General features: G+C 44.9%; 18 protein-coding genes. 7 read left to right on the top strand and 11 right to left on the bottom strand.

Translation table 11 applies throughout. The features are described 5' to 3' along the window. Positions 1-151 precede the first annotated feature (151 nt). Positions 152-592: a pentapeptide repeat-containing protein gene (locus tag QUB26_RS11120; protein WP_333239135.1), complete on the bottom strand. Its 441-nt coding sequence runs from the start codon at positions 590-592 to the stop codon at positions 152-154. Positions 593-1,122: 530 nt separating this feature from the next. Between QUB26_RS11120 and QUB26_RS11115 the strand changes: the two genes are divergently transcribed. Beyond that, positions 1,123-4,485 (top strand): EAL domain-containing protein, encoded by a 3,363-nt coding sequence (locus tag QUB26_RS11115; RefSeq protein WP_333317960.1) that lies wholly within the window; start codon positions 1,123-1,125, stop codon positions 4,483-4,485. 135 nt (positions 4,486-4,620) lie between these two features. Here QUB26_RS11115 and QUB26_RS11110 read toward each other — a convergent pair whose 3' ends face one another. From QUB26_RS11110 to QUB26_RS11090, 5 genes are all read right to left on the bottom strand, one after another. After that, the gene (locus QUB26_RS11110) at positions 4,621-4,767 is read right to left on the bottom strand and encodes a hypothetical protein (RefSeq protein WP_333239140.1); all 147 of its coding nucleotides are present in this window, start codon (positions 4,765-4,767) and stop codon (positions 4,621-4,623) included. Next, positions 4,760-4,999: a regulatory protein SipA gene (sipA, locus tag QUB26_RS11105; RefSeq protein ID WP_333239142.1), complete on the bottom strand. Its 240-nt coding sequence runs from the start codon at positions 4,997-4,999 to the stop codon at positions 4,760-4,762. The genes QUB26_RS11110 and sipA overlap by 8 nt, the downstream gene beginning before the upstream one ends. 66 nt (positions 5,000-5,065) lie before the next feature. Further along, positions 5,066-5,287 (bottom strand): hypothetical protein, encoded by a 222-nt coding sequence (locus QUB26_RS11100; protein WP_242719660.1) that lies wholly within the window; start codon positions 5,285-5,287, stop codon positions 5,066-5,068. 27 nt (positions 5,288-5,314) lie between these two features. Further along, the gene (locus QUB26_RS11095) at positions 5,315-5,521 is read right to left on the bottom strand and encodes a hypothetical protein (protein WP_333239144.1); all 207 of its coding nucleotides are present in this window, start codon (positions 5,519-5,521) and stop codon (positions 5,315-5,317) included. Positions 5,522-5,659: 138 nt separating this feature from the next. Next, positions 5,660-6,085 carry an NUDIX domain-containing protein gene (locus QUB26_RS11090; RefSeq protein ID WP_333239146.1) on the bottom strand — a complete coding sequence of 142 codons (426 nt, stop codon included), beginning with the start codon at positions 6,083-6,085 and terminating at the stop codon, positions 5,660-5,662. 290 nt (positions 6,086-6,375) lie between these two features. On the opposite strand from QUB26_RS11090, the gene rbfA reads away from it, so the two are divergent. The 3 genes from rbfA (at position 6,376) to QUB26_RS11075 (ending at position 9,249) form a co-directional block, all read left to right on the top strand. Next, positions 6,376-6,786 carry a 30S ribosome-binding factor RbfA gene (gene rbfA / locus QUB26_RS11085; protein WP_333239148.1) on the top strand — a complete coding sequence of 137 codons (411 nt, stop codon included), beginning with the start codon at positions 6,376-6,378 and terminating at the stop codon, positions 6,784-6,786. A 163-nt stretch (positions 6,787-6,949) separates the two neighbouring features. Further along, positions 6,950-8,650, top strand: a complete 1,701-nt coding sequence (locus QUB26_RS11080) for a glycoside hydrolase family 3 N-terminal domain-containing protein (RefSeq protein ID WP_333239150.1) — start codon at positions 6,950-6,952, stop codon at positions 8,648-8,650. A 365-nt stretch (positions 8,651-9,015) separates the two neighbouring features. After that, complete coding sequence (locus QUB26_RS11075; protein WP_333057778.1) at positions 9,016-9,249, top strand: DUF4327 family protein; 234 nt, start codon at positions 9,016-9,018, stop codon at positions 9,247-9,249. Between the two features lie 63 nt (positions 9,250-9,312). Here the strand turns inward: QUB26_RS11075 and QUB26_RS11070 are convergent, their stop codons facing one another. The 4 genes from QUB26_RS11070 to QUB26_RS11055 all read right to left on the bottom strand — a co-directional run bounded on the left by QUB26_RS11070 (position 9,313) and on the right by QUB26_RS11055 (position 11,960). Next, a complete protein-coding gene (locus tag QUB26_RS11070) occupies positions 9,313-9,717 on the bottom strand; it encodes a hypothetical protein (protein ID WP_333101815.1) in 405 nt (134 codons plus the stop codon). A 362-nt stretch (positions 9,718-10,079) separates the two neighbouring features. Further along, on the bottom strand, positions 10,080-11,213 hold the full coding sequence (locus QUB26_RS11065) for an ABC transporter ATP-binding protein (RefSeq protein ID WP_333317958.1): 1,134 nt from the start codon (positions 11,211-11,213) through the stop codon (positions 10,080-10,082). A 50-nt stretch (positions 11,214-11,263) separates the two neighbouring features. Then, positions 11,264-11,833 (bottom strand): HD domain-containing protein, encoded by a 570-nt coding sequence (locus tag QUB26_RS11060; protein WP_333317956.1) that lies wholly within the window; start codon positions 11,831-11,833, stop codon positions 11,264-11,266. After that, positions 11,808-11,960, bottom strand: coding sequence for a hypothetical protein (locus QUB26_RS11055; protein ID WP_333317954.1), 153 nt, complete (start codon positions 11,958-11,960; stop codon positions 11,808-11,810). Before QUB26_RS11055 ends, QUB26_RS11060 begins: the two co-directional genes overlap by 26 nt. A gap of 18 nt (positions 11,961-11,978) precedes the next feature. Between QUB26_RS11055 and QUB26_RS11050 the strand changes: the two genes are divergently transcribed. After that, positions 11,979-12,593, top strand: coding sequence for a Uma2 family endonuclease (locus QUB26_RS11050; RefSeq protein WP_333317952.1), 615 nt, complete (start codon positions 11,979-11,981; stop codon positions 12,591-12,593). Between the two features lie 9 nt (positions 12,594-12,602). Here QUB26_RS11050 and QUB26_RS11045 read toward each other — a convergent pair whose 3' ends face one another. Further along, positions 12,603-13,757 (bottom strand): ISL3 family transposase, encoded by a 1,155-nt coding sequence (locus QUB26_RS11045; protein WP_333317950.1) that lies wholly within the window; start codon positions 13,755-13,757, stop codon positions 12,603-12,605. A 166-nt stretch (positions 13,758-13,923) separates the two neighbouring features. Here QUB26_RS11045 and QUB26_RS11040 point away from each other — a divergent pair, with 166 nt between their 5' ends. Beyond that, positions 13,924-15,453 (top strand): thymidylate synthase, encoded by a 1,530-nt coding sequence (locus tag QUB26_RS11040; protein ID WP_333317948.1) that lies wholly within the window; start codon positions 13,924-13,926, stop codon positions 15,451-15,453. After that, positions 15,450-15,992 (top strand): dCMP deaminase family protein, encoded by a 543-nt coding sequence (locus tag QUB26_RS11035; RefSeq protein WP_333239158.1) that lies wholly within the window; start codon positions 15,450-15,452, stop codon positions 15,990-15,992. Before QUB26_RS11040 ends, QUB26_RS11035 begins: the two co-directional genes overlap by 4 nt. Positions 15,993-16,181: the final 189 nt, after the last annotated feature.

Raw genomic sequence — 16,181 nt, 5'->3', positions numbered from 1 at the left:
GGTAGTGGTAGGGTACGTCAGATTGTTCGCTGGAAATACGAGAGAAAATGTGAGGCTCCGGGGTACCCTACACAAAGACTAAAAACCCGGTTTCAGCAGAGAAACCGGGTTTTTAACCTCAAAATTGGTGTTTTCCATTCTTTTAATGAGTTTACTGGTCGTAGCTGCCGCCGACGCCGATTTGGGTATTGTAGATTTTCGCATCTGTGATGGTCATATCTTCCATTGATGCGCCGGATACGTCAGCGGTGTTAATTATGGCCGCGGTCAGATCTGCCCGATCGAGGTTTGCGTCATTTAAACTAGCATTAGTCAGGAAAACTTTAGTTAAGTTAGCACCCGTCAAGTCAGCACCCGTCAAGTCAGCACCTTCGAGGTTTGCCTGAGATAGGTTTGCTCCTCGTAAATTTGCTTCTCTCAAATCAGCACCAATTAAATGAGCTCCCGTTAAATCTGCTCCAGACAAGTCGCACTTAAAACATTGCCCGGTTGACAATAACTGTTCGACGTGAACGGGATTTTCAGCGCGACCCGGGCCTGCCAACACTAGGGGAGCAATTAAAAAAGTAGCGGCTAATAGATTGCGTTTCATAATCTCTTTTCCTCACAGACTCTGTATTCAAGTTCTTGTCTTGATATCTACAATCGTACCATGGTTGTTTTCGCAACTTGCGATCTAATTCACACATTGGCTGTGATATCGATTGCCCTCAACAACGCATACATGGTCTCGACCAGCTTGCCAAACTTAATTTTGCAAAACTTAACACTGCCGAACTTAATACAGTGCCTTTTTGTAGTAACCTTTTCTAGGTTAGCTAATACAGCAAACAGATGCGTCTTTCTGAAGAGGGAGATGATTCGCAATGCTATGGATGATTTTAGCCGGTAATCTTATCGCAAAAAGTTCACAACAAATACATTATTTTTAATAAATGTGTCACGGGATAGAAAATTTAACTTAAAATAAAGATAAGCTTCTAACTTTATAGGTAGAAGAAAAGCAGTCACTGGCCCGATCCCCAGCCCAAGCTCTGCTGCATTTTTAACAATAAATTTTAATTAGGTCTCACCAGCGCCGTAAAAATCCACCTAGTGCTTGGAAATCAGCACTTTTTTGGAATGTCGCAGAGTCCACGCGATCGCAAAACTCAATTAAATATGCTCAAAAACGATTCATCCAAGTATCTGCCAACCTTAGCTCAAGTAATAGACCGCTACCCCTTGACAGTGGCGCCCGATACCCCACTAGCAGAAGTAATTACCCTGATGGGCCAACGGCGCCCAAGTTGCTCTCTAAACGCAGTCATTCCAACCGATATCTATCAGCCACTAACAGAAATCGTAAATCCGCCCACTAAGAGTGCATTCAGAGACGCGACAGGTGTCTGCGTCTTTGTCGTGGAAAAATCACTCTTAAAATTATCCTCGCCTTGTGCTCCACATTCTCAATTGCAAGGAATCTTCACAGAAAGGGATCTTGTCGATTTGATTGCCTCAGGCAAAAACTTAAAAGGTGTCACCATCGCACAAGTGATGAGGCAGCCGACAGCAACTCTGACAAAATCCGAGACTCAAGACATTTTCAGCGCCCTAATTCTGCTGGGGCAACGAAGAATTAAGCATCTGCCAATATTGGATAGTGAAGGTCAACTCTTAGGAGTAATTACGCCGGAAAGCATCCGCCAAGCCATGCTCAAACCGGCAAATATCTTAAAAATGCGGCGCGTGAAAGAAGTAATGACCGCACAAGTCATTCAAGCACCTCGCTCCGCGTCAGTTAGGAGTTTAGCTGAGTTGATGGCGCAGCACCGCGTTAGCTGCGTAGTAATTACCGAATCAACAGAATTATCGATGGATTTACCGTTCCCCATTCCAGTAGGTATAGTCACAGAACGGGATATTGTCGAATTTCAAGCTTTAGATATAGATTTGTCGCAAACGATCGCCCAAACTGTGATGAGTACCCCCTTATTTAGCCTCAAGCAAGAAGATTCGCTGTGGGTAGCTCATCAGGAAATGCACCAGCGTTTAGTCCGCAGGTTGGTAGTAACGGGAGAACGCGGAGAACTCCAGGGAATAGTTACTCAAACCAACATACTGCGCGTACTTGACCCGATGGAAATGTCCGGGGCGATCGATGTTCTGCACGATTCAGTGGCAGAAAGAACTAGGGAATTGGAAAAAGCGATCGCATCCCTCAGCTTGACTAACGCCAGACTAGAAAGCGAAATTGCTATCCGCGTTAGGGCCGAGGCCAGACTCCACCTTTTAGAATCTGCTGTAGTGAACGCTAACGACGCAATCGTGATTATGGATGCCGGAGACAGCGATATCTCCGACCCCACCATCATCTATGCCAACGAAGCTTTTACCCAAATGACGGGCTACCTACCCCAAGAAATCATCGGACAAACCCCCAGTTGCTTGCGCGGCCCAGAAAGCGACCCCACCCAAGTCGCTAAAATTCGCCGTGCTTTCTCTCGCCGAGAACCCCTACGCCTAGAATTGATTAACTACCGCAAAGACGGTTCAACTTATTGGGTGGAACTCAACAGTGTACCCATTGCCGATACCTCCGGGAACGTTACCAACTGGGTGTCGGTGCAGCGAGATATTACCGATCGCAAGCGCATGGAACAAGCATTTTTTGAAGAAAAAGAACTCGCGTTTGTTACTCTACAATCGATCGGCGATGCCGTCATCACTACTGACGCCGACGGCTGTATTTCCACCCTGAATCCAGTTGCCGAAACACTCACGGGTTGGTGTACCTCGGAAGCTAAGGGTTTGCCCCTCGCCAGCGTGCTGAGAATAGTTGACGAAACTACCAGGCTGCCGATCGAAAATATCGCCGAAATCGCTTTGTGCGAAGGTCGGATTGTTGACCAAGGGCGCAACAATTTGCTGATTGCCCACAACAACACCGAATTTGCGATCGACCACTGCGTCGCCCCCATCCACGCTAGCAGCGGCGAAATTGTCGGGGCCGTTGTTGTGTTCCGAGATGTCACCCAAGTGCGAACTCAAGCGCGGCAACTCACCTGGCAGGCAACTCATGACCCCCTGACGCAATTAGTCAACCGCCGGGAATTTGAGTACCAGCTAGAGCACGCCCTACACGGCGCTCAAGGTTACGGCCAAGAACACGTGATGCTTTACCTGGATCTCGATCGCTTCAAAATAGTTAACGACACCTGCGGTCATGCTGCTGGGGACGAACTGCTGCGCCAAGTCAGCCAGCTATTTAAAAGCAATATCCACAAAACCGATATTTTGGCGCGTCTCGGCGGCGATGAATTTGCCGTACTCCTGTACAATCGTCCCGTCGAACGAGGATTGAATGTTGCGGAAACGCTGCTGCGAAGCATTCAGGGCTTCCGCTTTGCGTGGCAGGACAAAACTTTTTCGATCGGCGTCAGTATCGGTTTGGTAGCAATCAATCCCAAAACAGCCTCGACATCTGCGATTTTGAGCGCCGCCGATATGGCCTGCTACGCTGCTAAAAATAAAGGTCGCAACCGGGTACAGGTTTATCAAGCCGGCGATCAAGAATTAATCAAACAGCACGGCGAAACCGAGTGGGTGGTGCAAATTCATCAAGCTTTAGAAGAGAATCGCTTTTGCTTGTACTCTCAGCCGATCGTACCTTTGCTCAATTCTCCAACCACCGGAACCCACTGCGAAATCCTCCTGCGCCTCCAGTTGGAAACTGGTGAGTTGGTGTCGCCGATGGCGTTTATTCCGGCTGCAGAACGCTACAACTTGATGCACGCGATCGACCGCTGGGTAATTAGCACGTTATTTAGCAATTTATCTAAAATTTTCACGGCAAATTTATTAGTTCAAAACCCCGGGGTAGGCAGCGATAAAATAGTTACCTTCCCTGCTTGCTCTCTTTTGTCTGATCTGCAATCGTCATTTGGCAAATATCCTAACCTTTATTCAATTAACCTTTCTGGGGACAGCCTCAACGAAGAAAAGTTTATCGAGTTTATTCAGGAACAGTTTTCTATCCATCAAATACCGCCGCAAATAATTTGTTTTGAGATTACCGAAACCGTGGCGATCGGTAATCTCAGCAAGGCAGCCAGCTTGATTTGGCAACTTAAGGAACTAGGCTGCCAGTTTGCCTTGGACGACTTCGGCAGCGGGATGTCTTCCTTTGCTTACCTGAAAAGCTTGCCGGTTGATTATCTCAAAATAGACGGCAATTTTATTAAGCATATTGTAGACAATCCTATTGATGTCGCCATGGTGGAAGCTATTACCAAAATCGCTCACGTTATGGGAATTAAAACTATTGCCGAGTATGTTGAAAATCAAACAATTATGGATAAACTCAATGAACTTGGGGTAGATTACGCTCAAGGTTATCATTTGGGCAAGCCTCAACCTTGTAACTTCACATCTCCGATTTTAGAGGAAGTTTTGGGGGAGTTTCCTGTTAATTCTTTGGCTTTTGAGGCTAAGCTGGCTTGTTGAAGAAGGATGTTGGGCAATCGATTGTCTAACGGATTTAACAGATGGATGTTGAGGGAAGAAGGAAAAGGGAGAAGGACAAGGGAGATTTTAAGTTGTGATATCATACCAAATCCGGGTATCGTACCCCCTTGATGTTTAGTAAAAGTAGGGTGCGTCGCCACGAACAATTCTTGCTGCCCAAAAAGCGATCGAGCGACGCACCATACCATAGGATAAAGGGGATGAGTAACCCGGATTTGATATCACTTCCCCATTCCCCACTCCCCATTCTCCATTACCCATTACCTTCTACAAGAGTTTCCGCTGCTTCAATGTACTGACTGTCTAACAGAAAAGCACCTTTTTCAAAGCGAATGCCCCAATAATTGCCGGGACGCCGATCGATCACAACGCCTTCAGCGCCGATCGCAATTAAATTCGCAGGCCGCAGCATCGGCATCGGTTCGGCAGTTTTGACGTAAGGCGGCATCGCCACAACTCGGACTTTTTGACCGATTGTAAATTCTTTTTCCATGAGTTTTATTCCTTTTGGCGGCCTAATCTAATCGTAACTGGGAGTGCGATCGAGAGCGATGAAATTTCAGACAGTATCTTTCATGCGTTTAGCCAACAAACAATCCTCAAAGCTAAAGGATTCTTCGTCTAAAAAGCTGGAGATTGCCATTTCAATCGCGGCTTCGAGAGAACATTCAAGTTCAGCGGACTTGGACAAGAGGGCAGCTTTTATATAGTCAGGCAAATAATCGACCAACTGATGAATAGCTTCTGGAGAAAGGTGTTGCGTGGCGATTGTTTGATTCATGATTCTCTGATTTCAAGTTCAGATTCTTTACTTGCCTCGCCCCGGTTTGCAATCGGCAAAACCAAGTGCTTCGCTATCGAGGAAATTAGCAATTGCCATTTCCACAACAATTTCGATCGGATATTCAATTTCCGCAGCATGGGCGATGAGGGCGGCACGAATTCGTTCTGGAAGGTATTTTAGGATGGCTTCGGCATCGGCAGCAGATAGTTGTTCCAGAGTTGTCGATCGCATGAGTCTAGTTTTCCGGTGGGATTGGAACGTTTTAGGGCGGCTCAGTTGCTCTCAGAATAATGGCTTCTAGCTCTAATAATAACGCAGGGTTGCTCCATGTTTCAGTCCCAGCACAAGAAAAATATTGTGTATGACTTTTTATTTTAAATATTCCTGCAAGAATTTCCAAGCCATTTGAGTACCCTCGCCTGCGTTGACTTTCCCAAAATCTACATCTTTTCTCAAAACTACAAAACCCACACCTTCTTTGATTTCTATTTGCTCAAAATTCCTAATCCTAGCCAAAAATAAGTGATTTTCCTGTATAACTTTTTGATTATTTTGGGTTTTTTGGTGTAGAAAAGTTGTGATAAATTCTATTGTGTAATTGGTTTCGAGGCAAGTTTCTTCCTCCAGTTCTCGCACCGCTGCCTGCTTTGGACTTTCTCCAACGTCCACGCCACCACCAAAAGTAGAAAGCATCCCTTGACTTGCAATACCTACAATATTATCTCGCAGTTGTGCCACAATCTGACCGTTGGGGAGAATTAGAAAAATGCGAACAATTGACTTAGGAATATTCATATTAGATGTTTTAAAATGTATAGTTTAGTTAAACTTGGTTTACTTTGTTTCAGTCCCCTCGCCGGCAAAAAGTAGAGCATAACACGGATGAACACGGATACACGGATGACTTGAGTCATCTGACTGTTTGCACAATTGGCTAACTTGACTATCCTCCTTGTATTCGTGTGCATCCGTGTCGTGCTGATTCTCATTTTTTCCCCTGATCGCCCGTAAAACCCCTGACCGATCGCGCTACAATTATGGATCGGGATAAAAACGGCTGATTAGGAAAGTAGGGGATAGTTTCTATGGCTACAAATCGTCGCATTGAGCGTGTAGCTTCACTGATTAAACGGGAAGTCAGCCTGATGTTGCTGAATGGAATCAAGGACGACCGTGTAGGTGCTGGTATGGTTAGCGTTACCGACGTAATTGTTTCGGGAGACCTTCAGCATACAAAAATTTTTGTCAGCATCTACGGTACTGATGAGGCAAAGGCAGAGACTATGGAGGGTTTGAAATCTGCTACTAGCTACGTCCGCAACCAGTTGGGTCAACGGGTGCAACTGCGCCGGACACCGGAAGTGATATTTCTAGAAGACCGTTCTTTGGAACGGGGCGATAAAATGTTGATACTGCTGAATCAGCTTTCTGCCGATCGCAAACCGGATACTTTAGATCCCGATGAAGAATTCGCTGAGGATGAAAGTCCCGATTGAAGCGAGAAGGAAGAAGGAAGAGGGAAGAAGGAAGAGGGGAAGAGAAGGAGATAGGGAAAATTCCCAATGCCCGATTCCCGATTCCCGATTCCCGATTCCCGATTCCCAAATCTAAAATCTAAAATCTAAAATCTAAAATCTAAAATCTAAAATCTAAAATCGAATGATTGACAATCTTTCCTTACCAGAACTGGTGGCCCAGATGTTCGTGGTGCGCGCTTCTGGCTGCTTGTTCGACCACCAAATTCGCTATCGGGAATGGGAACCAACTGCCAGCAAACTCCGCTATTATCTGGAAAATTTGGGCGTCGGTGGGGTGATTTTGGTCGGGGGAAGTGCTGCGGAGTTGGCAGTTCGATCGCACCAATTGCAGTCTTGGGCCAAGTTTCCGCTGCTGCTGGCGGCTGATATTGAAGAAGGTGTCGGCCAGCGGTTCGCGGGGGCGACTTGGTTCGGGCCGCCGATGGCGATTGCCGAGGTGGCGCGACAGGATGCAGGTAAAGCCGATCGATATGCTGAACAAATGGGCGCTGTCACTGCGATCGAAGCTAGGGCGATCGGTCTAAATTGGATTCTCGCACCAGTGGTTGATGTTAACAACAATCCCGACAATCCTGTGATTAACGTCCGCGCTTTTGGCGAGACACCGGAAATTGTCGGGAAATTAGCCACTGCTTTTATCCGCGGCGCAGGTGAGCACCCGGTTTTGACTACAGCTAAGCATTTTCCCGGCCACGGGGACACGGCGGTTGATTCTCACTTGGAATTGCCGGTTTTGCCACATTCGCCAGCGAGATTAGCCCAGGTTGAGTTGCCTTCTTTTGTTGAGGCGATCGCTGCTGGGGTAGATGCTGTGATGAGTGCTCACTTGCTGATTCCGGCTTGGGATGCGGAGTTTCCTGCTACTCTTTCTCGCAAAATTTTGATCGGGAAGCTGCGAGAAGAGTTGGGATTTGAAGGTTTGATTGTGACGGATGCTTTGGTGATGGGTGCGATCGCCAATAAGTACGGCGCTAATGAAGCTGCTGTTTTGGCTGCTGAGGCTGGTGCTGATGTTTTGCTGATGCCGCTTGACCCGGAAGGGGCGATTCTGGCTGTCTGCGAAGCTGTCACTCAAGGGCGGATTTCTATAGCACAAATAAAAGAATCTGTCAAGCGGATTTGGAAAGCGAAAATAAAGGTGGGTATGTTGATTTCTGACCCCCCCCAACCCCCCCTTGCTAAGGGGGGGAGCAAGAATCTAGAATCGATTTCTGACCCCCCCCAACCCCCCCTTGCTAAGGGGGGGAGCAAGAATTTAGAATCGATCGAGTCGATCGACTTAAGTTTGCTGGCAACTCCTGATGCCAGGGCAACTGCTGCCGATATTTTGCGAGATTCTTTGAAATTTGGCGGCAATCTACCTTTGCAGGTTGCAAAACCAGCAGAAAACCAGCTTTTGCGGAATTTGATTGTTGTAGATGATGTTTTGGGGTGCGAGTTTTTGGGCAACCACACTCCGGCGATCGCCATTCCCGAACAGTTTGGTTACGAATTGCAACTGATTGACGATCGCACAGGGGCGATCGCTGAAAATACAGGTGCAGAGCATTTTTCTCCGACACTGCTGCAAATTTTCATTCGCGGCAATTGCTTCCGAGGCAGTGCTGGTTTGACCCAAGCAGCTCAAGATTGGTTTAAGAAATTATTAAAAACGGGAGAACTGCAAGCTGTGTTAATTTACGGCAGTCCCTACGTTTTAGAGCAATTTTTGCCACACTTGCCTCCGAGTCTTCCTTATGTATTTTGTTTTGGCCAGATGCCGACAGCGCAATCTCTCGTTCTAGAAGTGCTATTCGGCATTGACGCCACTGGTAATGATTGAGTTGCGCGACTTCTGAATCTTTCCTTTGCTGCTTGCTGCGTTAGGAGTTAAATTTATCAACCCGGTTTCTCGCGAGAAATTCTGCCTTTGGTGGCGAAGTATCCAGAAACCGGGAATTGGAGGCGGGTTCCTAAGTTCTCAATAGAGCTTTCCAGCAGATCCGCTTGCTACTGAGGAAAATGTGCTGCGTCTGAAAATCCCAAGACTGATCCCATCACTTACCGATCATTCCTATAATTTTTTTAAATGGACGGCAGTGAATTGTATAGCTGTATACGGACAAAATTTAACTTCCATATTCGTAAGTTTGGACTATATTATTACCAGGGCCATAAATTTTTTTAGTAAAACATTGAGGGCGCATTATGATTCACTCCACTATTCCCCAAATCCAATACTCTTTAGATGTGATCCAAGATGAAGCGCGTCACCTTGTCCACGAGGGTGTGCTGAGCCGCCAACAGCCTATCTACACGCTTTGCCAATTCATTCCGCCTCGGGAATGGGCTTGTGTAGAGTGCGAATTAGAAAAATGCGACTTCTTGCTGCGCGATCGCATCGCCGACCTGATCGGTTCTGAAAAATGGGACAATGACTAAAGTTTGGTTCTGTTAAATTAAGTTGGCAAGTAAACTCCGGCTGTGTTAAAGACTCTTGATTCTTTAATACTGGGAATTTTCGGCGCGCAAATTTTCCAACTCGGCCCTTAGCGCTGCCATCTGTGCAGTTAATTCTTGAATCTCTAGCTTTACGTTAGGCTGTACAACCGACTCGGGAGGAGCATCAGTCGCTGCATCTGATTGCTTGGGCGAGACAGATTCACTGTCTGCATTCTCCCGATCGCCCGGTTGAGAGAAAATAGTATCTACAAAATTCCGGGCTTCTCGCTCAGTCATTTCTCCTTTTTCCAGCAGATCATCGGCTAGCTGACCAAAATCTGACTTCAGTTTGTCCAGATTTTCTTCTCGCTTCAAGGGATCTTGCAATGTCTCAATTAAAAAGGAAGTTGCACCTAAAGTTAGGTGAAATCCTGTTTGCAGCATTTGAGGCAGGTTGTCGGGATTCATCTAAAAATGCCGCTAGAACGTTTTTCTGAGTTTTTGGTTCGCTAGTTGCTCCCAAGTCGGAGCGCAAAGCCGCTTTTTAGCGCGAAGATGCTGGCGTTGTGGGTCGCGATCGCCCCGATTCAGGAAATATCAACTTTTGGGGGGAGGTTTTACCGTTGTGCCAATACTAATCGTATCATTACTGCGTAAATTAATAAATGTCAAGTGTAAATTTTTGTAACTACGAATCGAGACTTTCCCACTGGAAGGCTCAGTCTATTTTAGATTTTAGATTTTAGATTTTAGATTGAAGAGGACTTAGGCACGGCGACTAAAAAAACCCCGGTGGCTGATTACCCGTGCGTAAGTCATGTTCAAGCCCGTTAAGGATACAGCGCTTCACCGGTGGAAGGGTCAAATATAAATAGTCGATCGAAGTCAAGCTGTACCTTCAGCCGATCGCCCGATCGCAAGCGAACATTCGCAGGTATTTGTAACTGTACAGTAGTTTCAGCACTCAACAACGGCAAACTCGCCCGAATTAAAGTTTCTCGCCCCAGAGGTTCCACTACTTTTACCTCTACATCGAGGGGGACTTTTCCTAATGCCCACACATCGGTTTTCAAATCATCATCCTCTGCTGTTTGTGGCGTAAAGATTTCTATATTTTCTGGACGGATGCCCAAATCAAATCCTTGTCCTTCTCTCGCCTGCAATTTTTTCTGAATCGAGGGCGGACAGGCTAAATGTTGATTTCCCACTTGAAAGGATTCGTTAGTATATATTACAGGCAAAATGTTCATGGCCGGATTGCCTAAAAATGTGGCAACCATGCGGTTAGCTGGTTTGGCATAAATGCTTTGCGGGTCTCCAATTTGTTGAATTTTTCCCCCATTTAAGACTACAATCTTATCAGCTAAAGTCATCGCTTCCACTTGGTCATGGGTGACGTAAATTGTGGTAATTCCCAGCCGTTGATGCAGTTGTTTGAGTTCTGCTCTAGTGTCATCTCGTAGTTGAGCATCGAGGTTAGAAAGCGGTTCATCTAAAAGAAATACTTTCGGTTCGCGGGCGATCGCCCTTCCGAGTGCTACGCGCTGCTGCTGTCCGCCTGATAGCTGTTTGGGCTTACGCTTGAGGAGATGGTCGATCGAGAGCGATCGGGCTACTGTTTCGACTTGTTCTTGAATTTTAGTCGCGTCAACATTCCGCATCCGCAATCCAAAAGCCAAGTTTTCTGCGACAGTCATGTGCGGATAAAGTGCGTAATTTTGAAACACCATTGCTACATCCCGCTGTCTAGCAGGAATGTTGTTAACTAAATTATCTCCGATGTAAAGATTGCCGGAAGTTGCGGTTTCTAAACCTGCAATTGTCCGCATAATTGTGGATTTCCCGCAGCCGGATGGCCCGACTAATACCCAAAATTCCCCGTCCGGGATTTTGAAGCTGATGTTTTCGATCGCGGTGACGTTTTGGTAGCGTCTGGTAATATTTTCTAAGCGAACATTTGCCATTTTGTGACTGTAATTGGTAATTGATAATTAGTGATTTTTACCTTCAGTCTTCAGCCTTCAGAAAACTGTTCCAATTCTAAAACTGTGCGATGTAATTCTTCAACTATAGGCGTTAACTCAGCTTTGCGGAATGCCTCTACCACAGAACGATAATACCAGAGAGAACCGTCTTTGCCACCTTTGAAGCGTTCCCAAACAGTATCTCCTAATTGACGGTAATCTTTCAGGATCGATCGAACATTATAAAGTTTATCAGCAGCCGAGACTAATCTGACTGAGCCAGAAGCTGTAGAAATGCGATCGATATAAGCTTGTTTTCGCCGTCTCCAAGGGGGTTTCGGCGTCTCCTCACTGTCGGTACAGCCGTCTACAATCGCTGTGACGGTATCACCAAAGCGGTGGCGGATGGCTTCGCGGGTGGTGGCGCCGCCTTGATCTTCGATCGCATCGTGAAGCAAAGCTGCGATCGCCTCATCTTCATTTGCCCCATATTCTAAAGCTATACTAGCAGTGCCCAACAAATGGGCAATGTAGGGAACGCCAGAACCTTTGCGAACTTGGGTAGCGTGCAATTCGGCAGCATAGGTGAGGGCTTCAGAAAAACGGTTTGAGAGAATCATGAAAGTCACCTTTGTGAATTGCTATGATATATAAATTGTCTGGCTCAGTTGAAAAGACAAACTCTACGAAGTTCCATAAGATCATAAAGATGCGATCGACAGCGATCGCTTGTACAATTATAATCATTAAAGAGAGGTTGCTAGCATGACAGCTACTATAATTATACCCAAAAATGCCGACAATAACTCAGAGCAAGACTCCCATTCAAAATCAGAAAATACACCCGAAATTTACCCAGAATCTCAGCCAGAAAAAGTCATATCTCTCGAAAAGTTTTTAGTCAAGCCTCCTGATAGAATGGAATGGGTTGACGGCAACTTAGTTGAGAAAACAGGAATGACATTCAAGCACGGTCTCGCTCAAGCTAAATTATCTACATCCTGGAGAAATTACAAACATTCCAGCGGACAGGGAGGAGAAGTTCTTACAGAAGTCCTTTGCCGCACTAGCAAACAGGGTCGCCGTCCCGATGTTGCTTACATTACTCCTGAACTGCTGCCACAATCAGGCAACTTTACAGCATTTTCCCAAAGTTTTCCTTTGATAGCAGAAGTTGCTTCCCCGGAAGATAGCGGCGAAGAGTTATTTGCCAAAGCTCAAGAATATTTGGAATCGGGATGTTTAGAAGTTTGGTTGTTGTTTCCTGAAGCTAGATTAATATTTGTCAATGCAGGGCAACGCTGGCGGTTGTTTAATGCGGATGAAGTTGTTAACACTCAAAGTGTGCTTGCAGGTTTGGCTCTCCTGAACTTGTGGTGATAATTTTATCTAATCAGAAAAGCAAGCTAATACGCGATTTCTGAAATTATTAAAATTAGAAAAACCATATCCTTGCCGCATTATCAACTTAATTCGATTGTTGATTCCTTCCATGACTCCACTTGTTGTGCGATTAAGAAAGTAGTTGCAAATACCCTCAAAATGATTTTCAATTGTTGATGCAGATTCTCTGAAAAACACTTGTGCATGATTTAGCCATTCTTTGATTTTATTCTGCCCTTTTTTGACTGTCAAATTAGTTTCATATATTTCTCTAAATTCTTCTTTCATCTCATACGCAATTCTCAAGCATTCTGATTTGCCTAGTGTTAATTCCAATTTATCAATCTGCTCTTGATTCAAATTTACTCGATTACTTAACAATAAATATTTACTTTGCCTATCTGTTATTCCGGCTGCTCTACGTAATTTATTTAAGTCTTTATTAACTATTTTCATTACGTGAAAACGATCGATAACAATTTTGGCATTTGGAAATACTTTTTTGATAACTTTAGGGAACCCTCCCCACATATCAATACTCACTTCTTCAACTTGTTCTCGCACCTCAATTGCTTGCTCCATAAGGACTTCAATGATTTCTTCGTTCTTGTGAGAATCAATCATTTCAATTAAATTACCTGCGCCCAGGTCACTAACGACAGTCACAAAATTTCCTTGACCTTTCCGCATACTTATCTCGTCCAGAGAGATTCGTTTAGCCTCTCCCCAATTTATTTTTTTTTGAGCCTGGTTTACTCGCTCAAATATTCCTTTTATTTCGTGATAGCTCAGTTCTTCTTCTCGTCCGATTTGCTCCATGCTCGATTGTTTTACACGCTCATAAATATTTTTTTCGTATCGTTGAGTATGCCGTCTTTTAATATCAAAAAAATCTATTCTTTCTGTGGGATACCGTTGGCAACTAGGACAATAAAACTGCCGTCGTGGAATTTTTAGATACACAGGACGACCAAATACTGGTAAATCTCTTACTAAAATTGGTCTATTCTGATGCAGTTGTTCGGTATACTTTTGACAATGATGACAAACCATACCTTCTCCTAAAATCCTCAGTCCTAATAAGATTCTTCCCTCAATTTGAGTACAACTTTCAACCTTCACTCCAGGCAAGTCTAATATATAGTCCAAATAAAAGTCCATGACAGTAAATGTATTGTTTGTTACATTATACACCATAAAGTCAGGAGAGCCGCAGGTTTTAGCGTAGCTGTGAGTGAATTGTTGGCTTGAGGAATTTGTTTAAACAAAATTATCAAAGATTCAGCAGTATTGATATAGTAGTACGCGGTGCAAAAAACGGTAAACCATGACAGCCACAAATCTAGTCAATAAATTTGAGTACAAACCCCTATACAAACCAAATCAATTAATTTGCGGAACGGGGCAAACAGCCATTGTCAGTGGCTGGACAGTAAAAAGTGCGATCGGCAAAAAATTACAACCCAATGAATTTGCTGTCATCGGACAACTATACTCTCCTACTCGCGGCATCAACTTCTTAATTAGAAACTTGCTGTGCAATCCCCACGTCCGCTTTTTAGTAATTCTCAACGCTACTAAAGAAGACCGCAACTCCGGTGCAGCAGCGTGCCTAATCGACTTTTTTCGTAACGGCTTTGAAGCAGGCAAAAGCGATACAGGTAGAGATTGCTGGCTAATTAAATCTTCAATATTTGGCTACATTGATATTGAAATAGCAGCAGAAGCCTTAGAACTATTGCGTCATTCAATAGAATGGAAAGAAGCCCAAAATATAGCCGATACAGTGACCTGTGTCAAGTCTTTTGCCCAAAAAGAATCTGTGGAACCTTGGGGAGAACCCTTAACTTTTCCGCTAGTCGAAATCGTCCCGACTGTACTCCCCGGTCAGAAATACGGACACAGAATCGAAGGCAAAACTATCGCCGAAACTTGGGTAAAAATCATCCACCGAATTAAGACCACTGGCACGCTGCGGCCGACTGGTTATGACGGACAGTGGCAAGAATTAATTGACTTAATGGCCGTGATTACAGATGAACCTGCGGAGTTCTATTTTCCAGAACCGAATTACTTACCAATCGACCGCGATTTCCTCGAACAGTACAAACCGCAAATGCTGGAAGATGCCCCGTATAACGAAGGCATTAAATATACCTACGCACAGCGGATGCGGTCGTGGTTTGGACGCGATCAAATTGAAGAAGTTATTGCCAAACTAATTAAAGAAATTGACGCGGCAAGTGCTGTAATTAGTTTGTGGGATGCGGGCGGAAATGTTAACAGAAGGCCTGACGGTTCCTCAGACCACCAGCACAGCGGCAGCCCTTGTTTAAATCACATTTGGGTGCGAGTTGTAGATGATGAAATATCGCTAACTGCAACTCTCCGCAGTAACGATATGTTTGCGGCTTGGCCGGCTAATGCAATGGGTTTGCGGGCTTTGCAGCAGCACATTCGAGATGAAATTGCGAGGCGTTCCGATTATAATTTGACAATGGGCCCGTTGGTAACGTTGAGTCAATCGGCTCACTTGTATGACGATACCTTTGAAAATGCCGATCGACTAATTCAAACCCAATATGCTAAAATCTGCGAAGATCGAGACTTTTTCGATGCAGCAGGCAATTTTTTAGTTGAACTAGCCGACAATCAAATAGTTGTCACGCAAACCACCCCCGGCAGTGGCGAAGTTGTCACCTGTTATTCTGGAAAAAACCCTCTCAAGTTAGTGCGAGAAATTTGTGCGGCTTCCCCGGCCATCCAACCCGATCATATTGGTTATTTGGGAATAGAATTGCAAAAGGCGGCCGAGTGTCTGAAAACCAGCAACCAATACATTCAGGATAGAAAATGAATCTAGAAGAAGAAAGACCGACTTGGGACGAATACTTCTTAATGTTAGCAAAATTGGCTGCTACTCGATCGACTTGTCTGGCTTTTCCTGTAGGCGCGGTGATAACTAAAAACAGGCAAGTTTTAGCAACGGGTTACAACGGTTCGCCGTCTGGTTCGGCACACTGTACTACTCAAGGCTTCTGCTATCCTGGTTTGAGTAGTTGCGATGCCAGTAAAACTTTGCCCTCAAGGGCGGTTCACGCGGAAGCAAATGCGATCGCCAAAGCTGCTAAACACGGTATATCTACTGCTGGGGCTAGTATTTACGTCACTTTAGAACCTTGCATCTATTGTTTGAAATTAGTCATTGCGGCTGGAATTCGAGAAGTGTTTTACGAAACGAGTTTTAACAGCGGAGAAAAAGCTGCTTTGAGAGATACTTTTATCAGTGAAGGTATTGTTGAGTTAAAACAAATTCAGCTATCTGAAGATACAGCAAAAAAGGCGGCTTTGTTTTTATTGCATCCTACTTCTGTCCTCAAAGATGCTATTAGTTGAAAATAGCTACAGCGGTTCTTAATTAAGTGAAATCCCCAATATGTAGGTTGGGTTCGTAACCTCAACCCAACCTACTACTTTTACTTCTGCTTCTACTTCATATTTTTTACATGAGACCTCTTGCAAAAATAACTAGGACGGGCAAGATGCCCATCCCACAAGAGTTATTTTTTGTTGTGGGTTGGGCAT

Origin of the sequence: Microcoleus sp. B4-C1 (genome assembly GCF_036705285.1) — a bacterium.
GTDB lineage: Bacteria > Cyanobacteriota > Cyanobacteriia > Cyanobacteriales > Microcoleaceae > Microcoleus.
The sequence above is the reverse complement of the archived record's forward strand: the minus strand, read 5'-3'. Positions and strand labels throughout refer to the sequence as shown.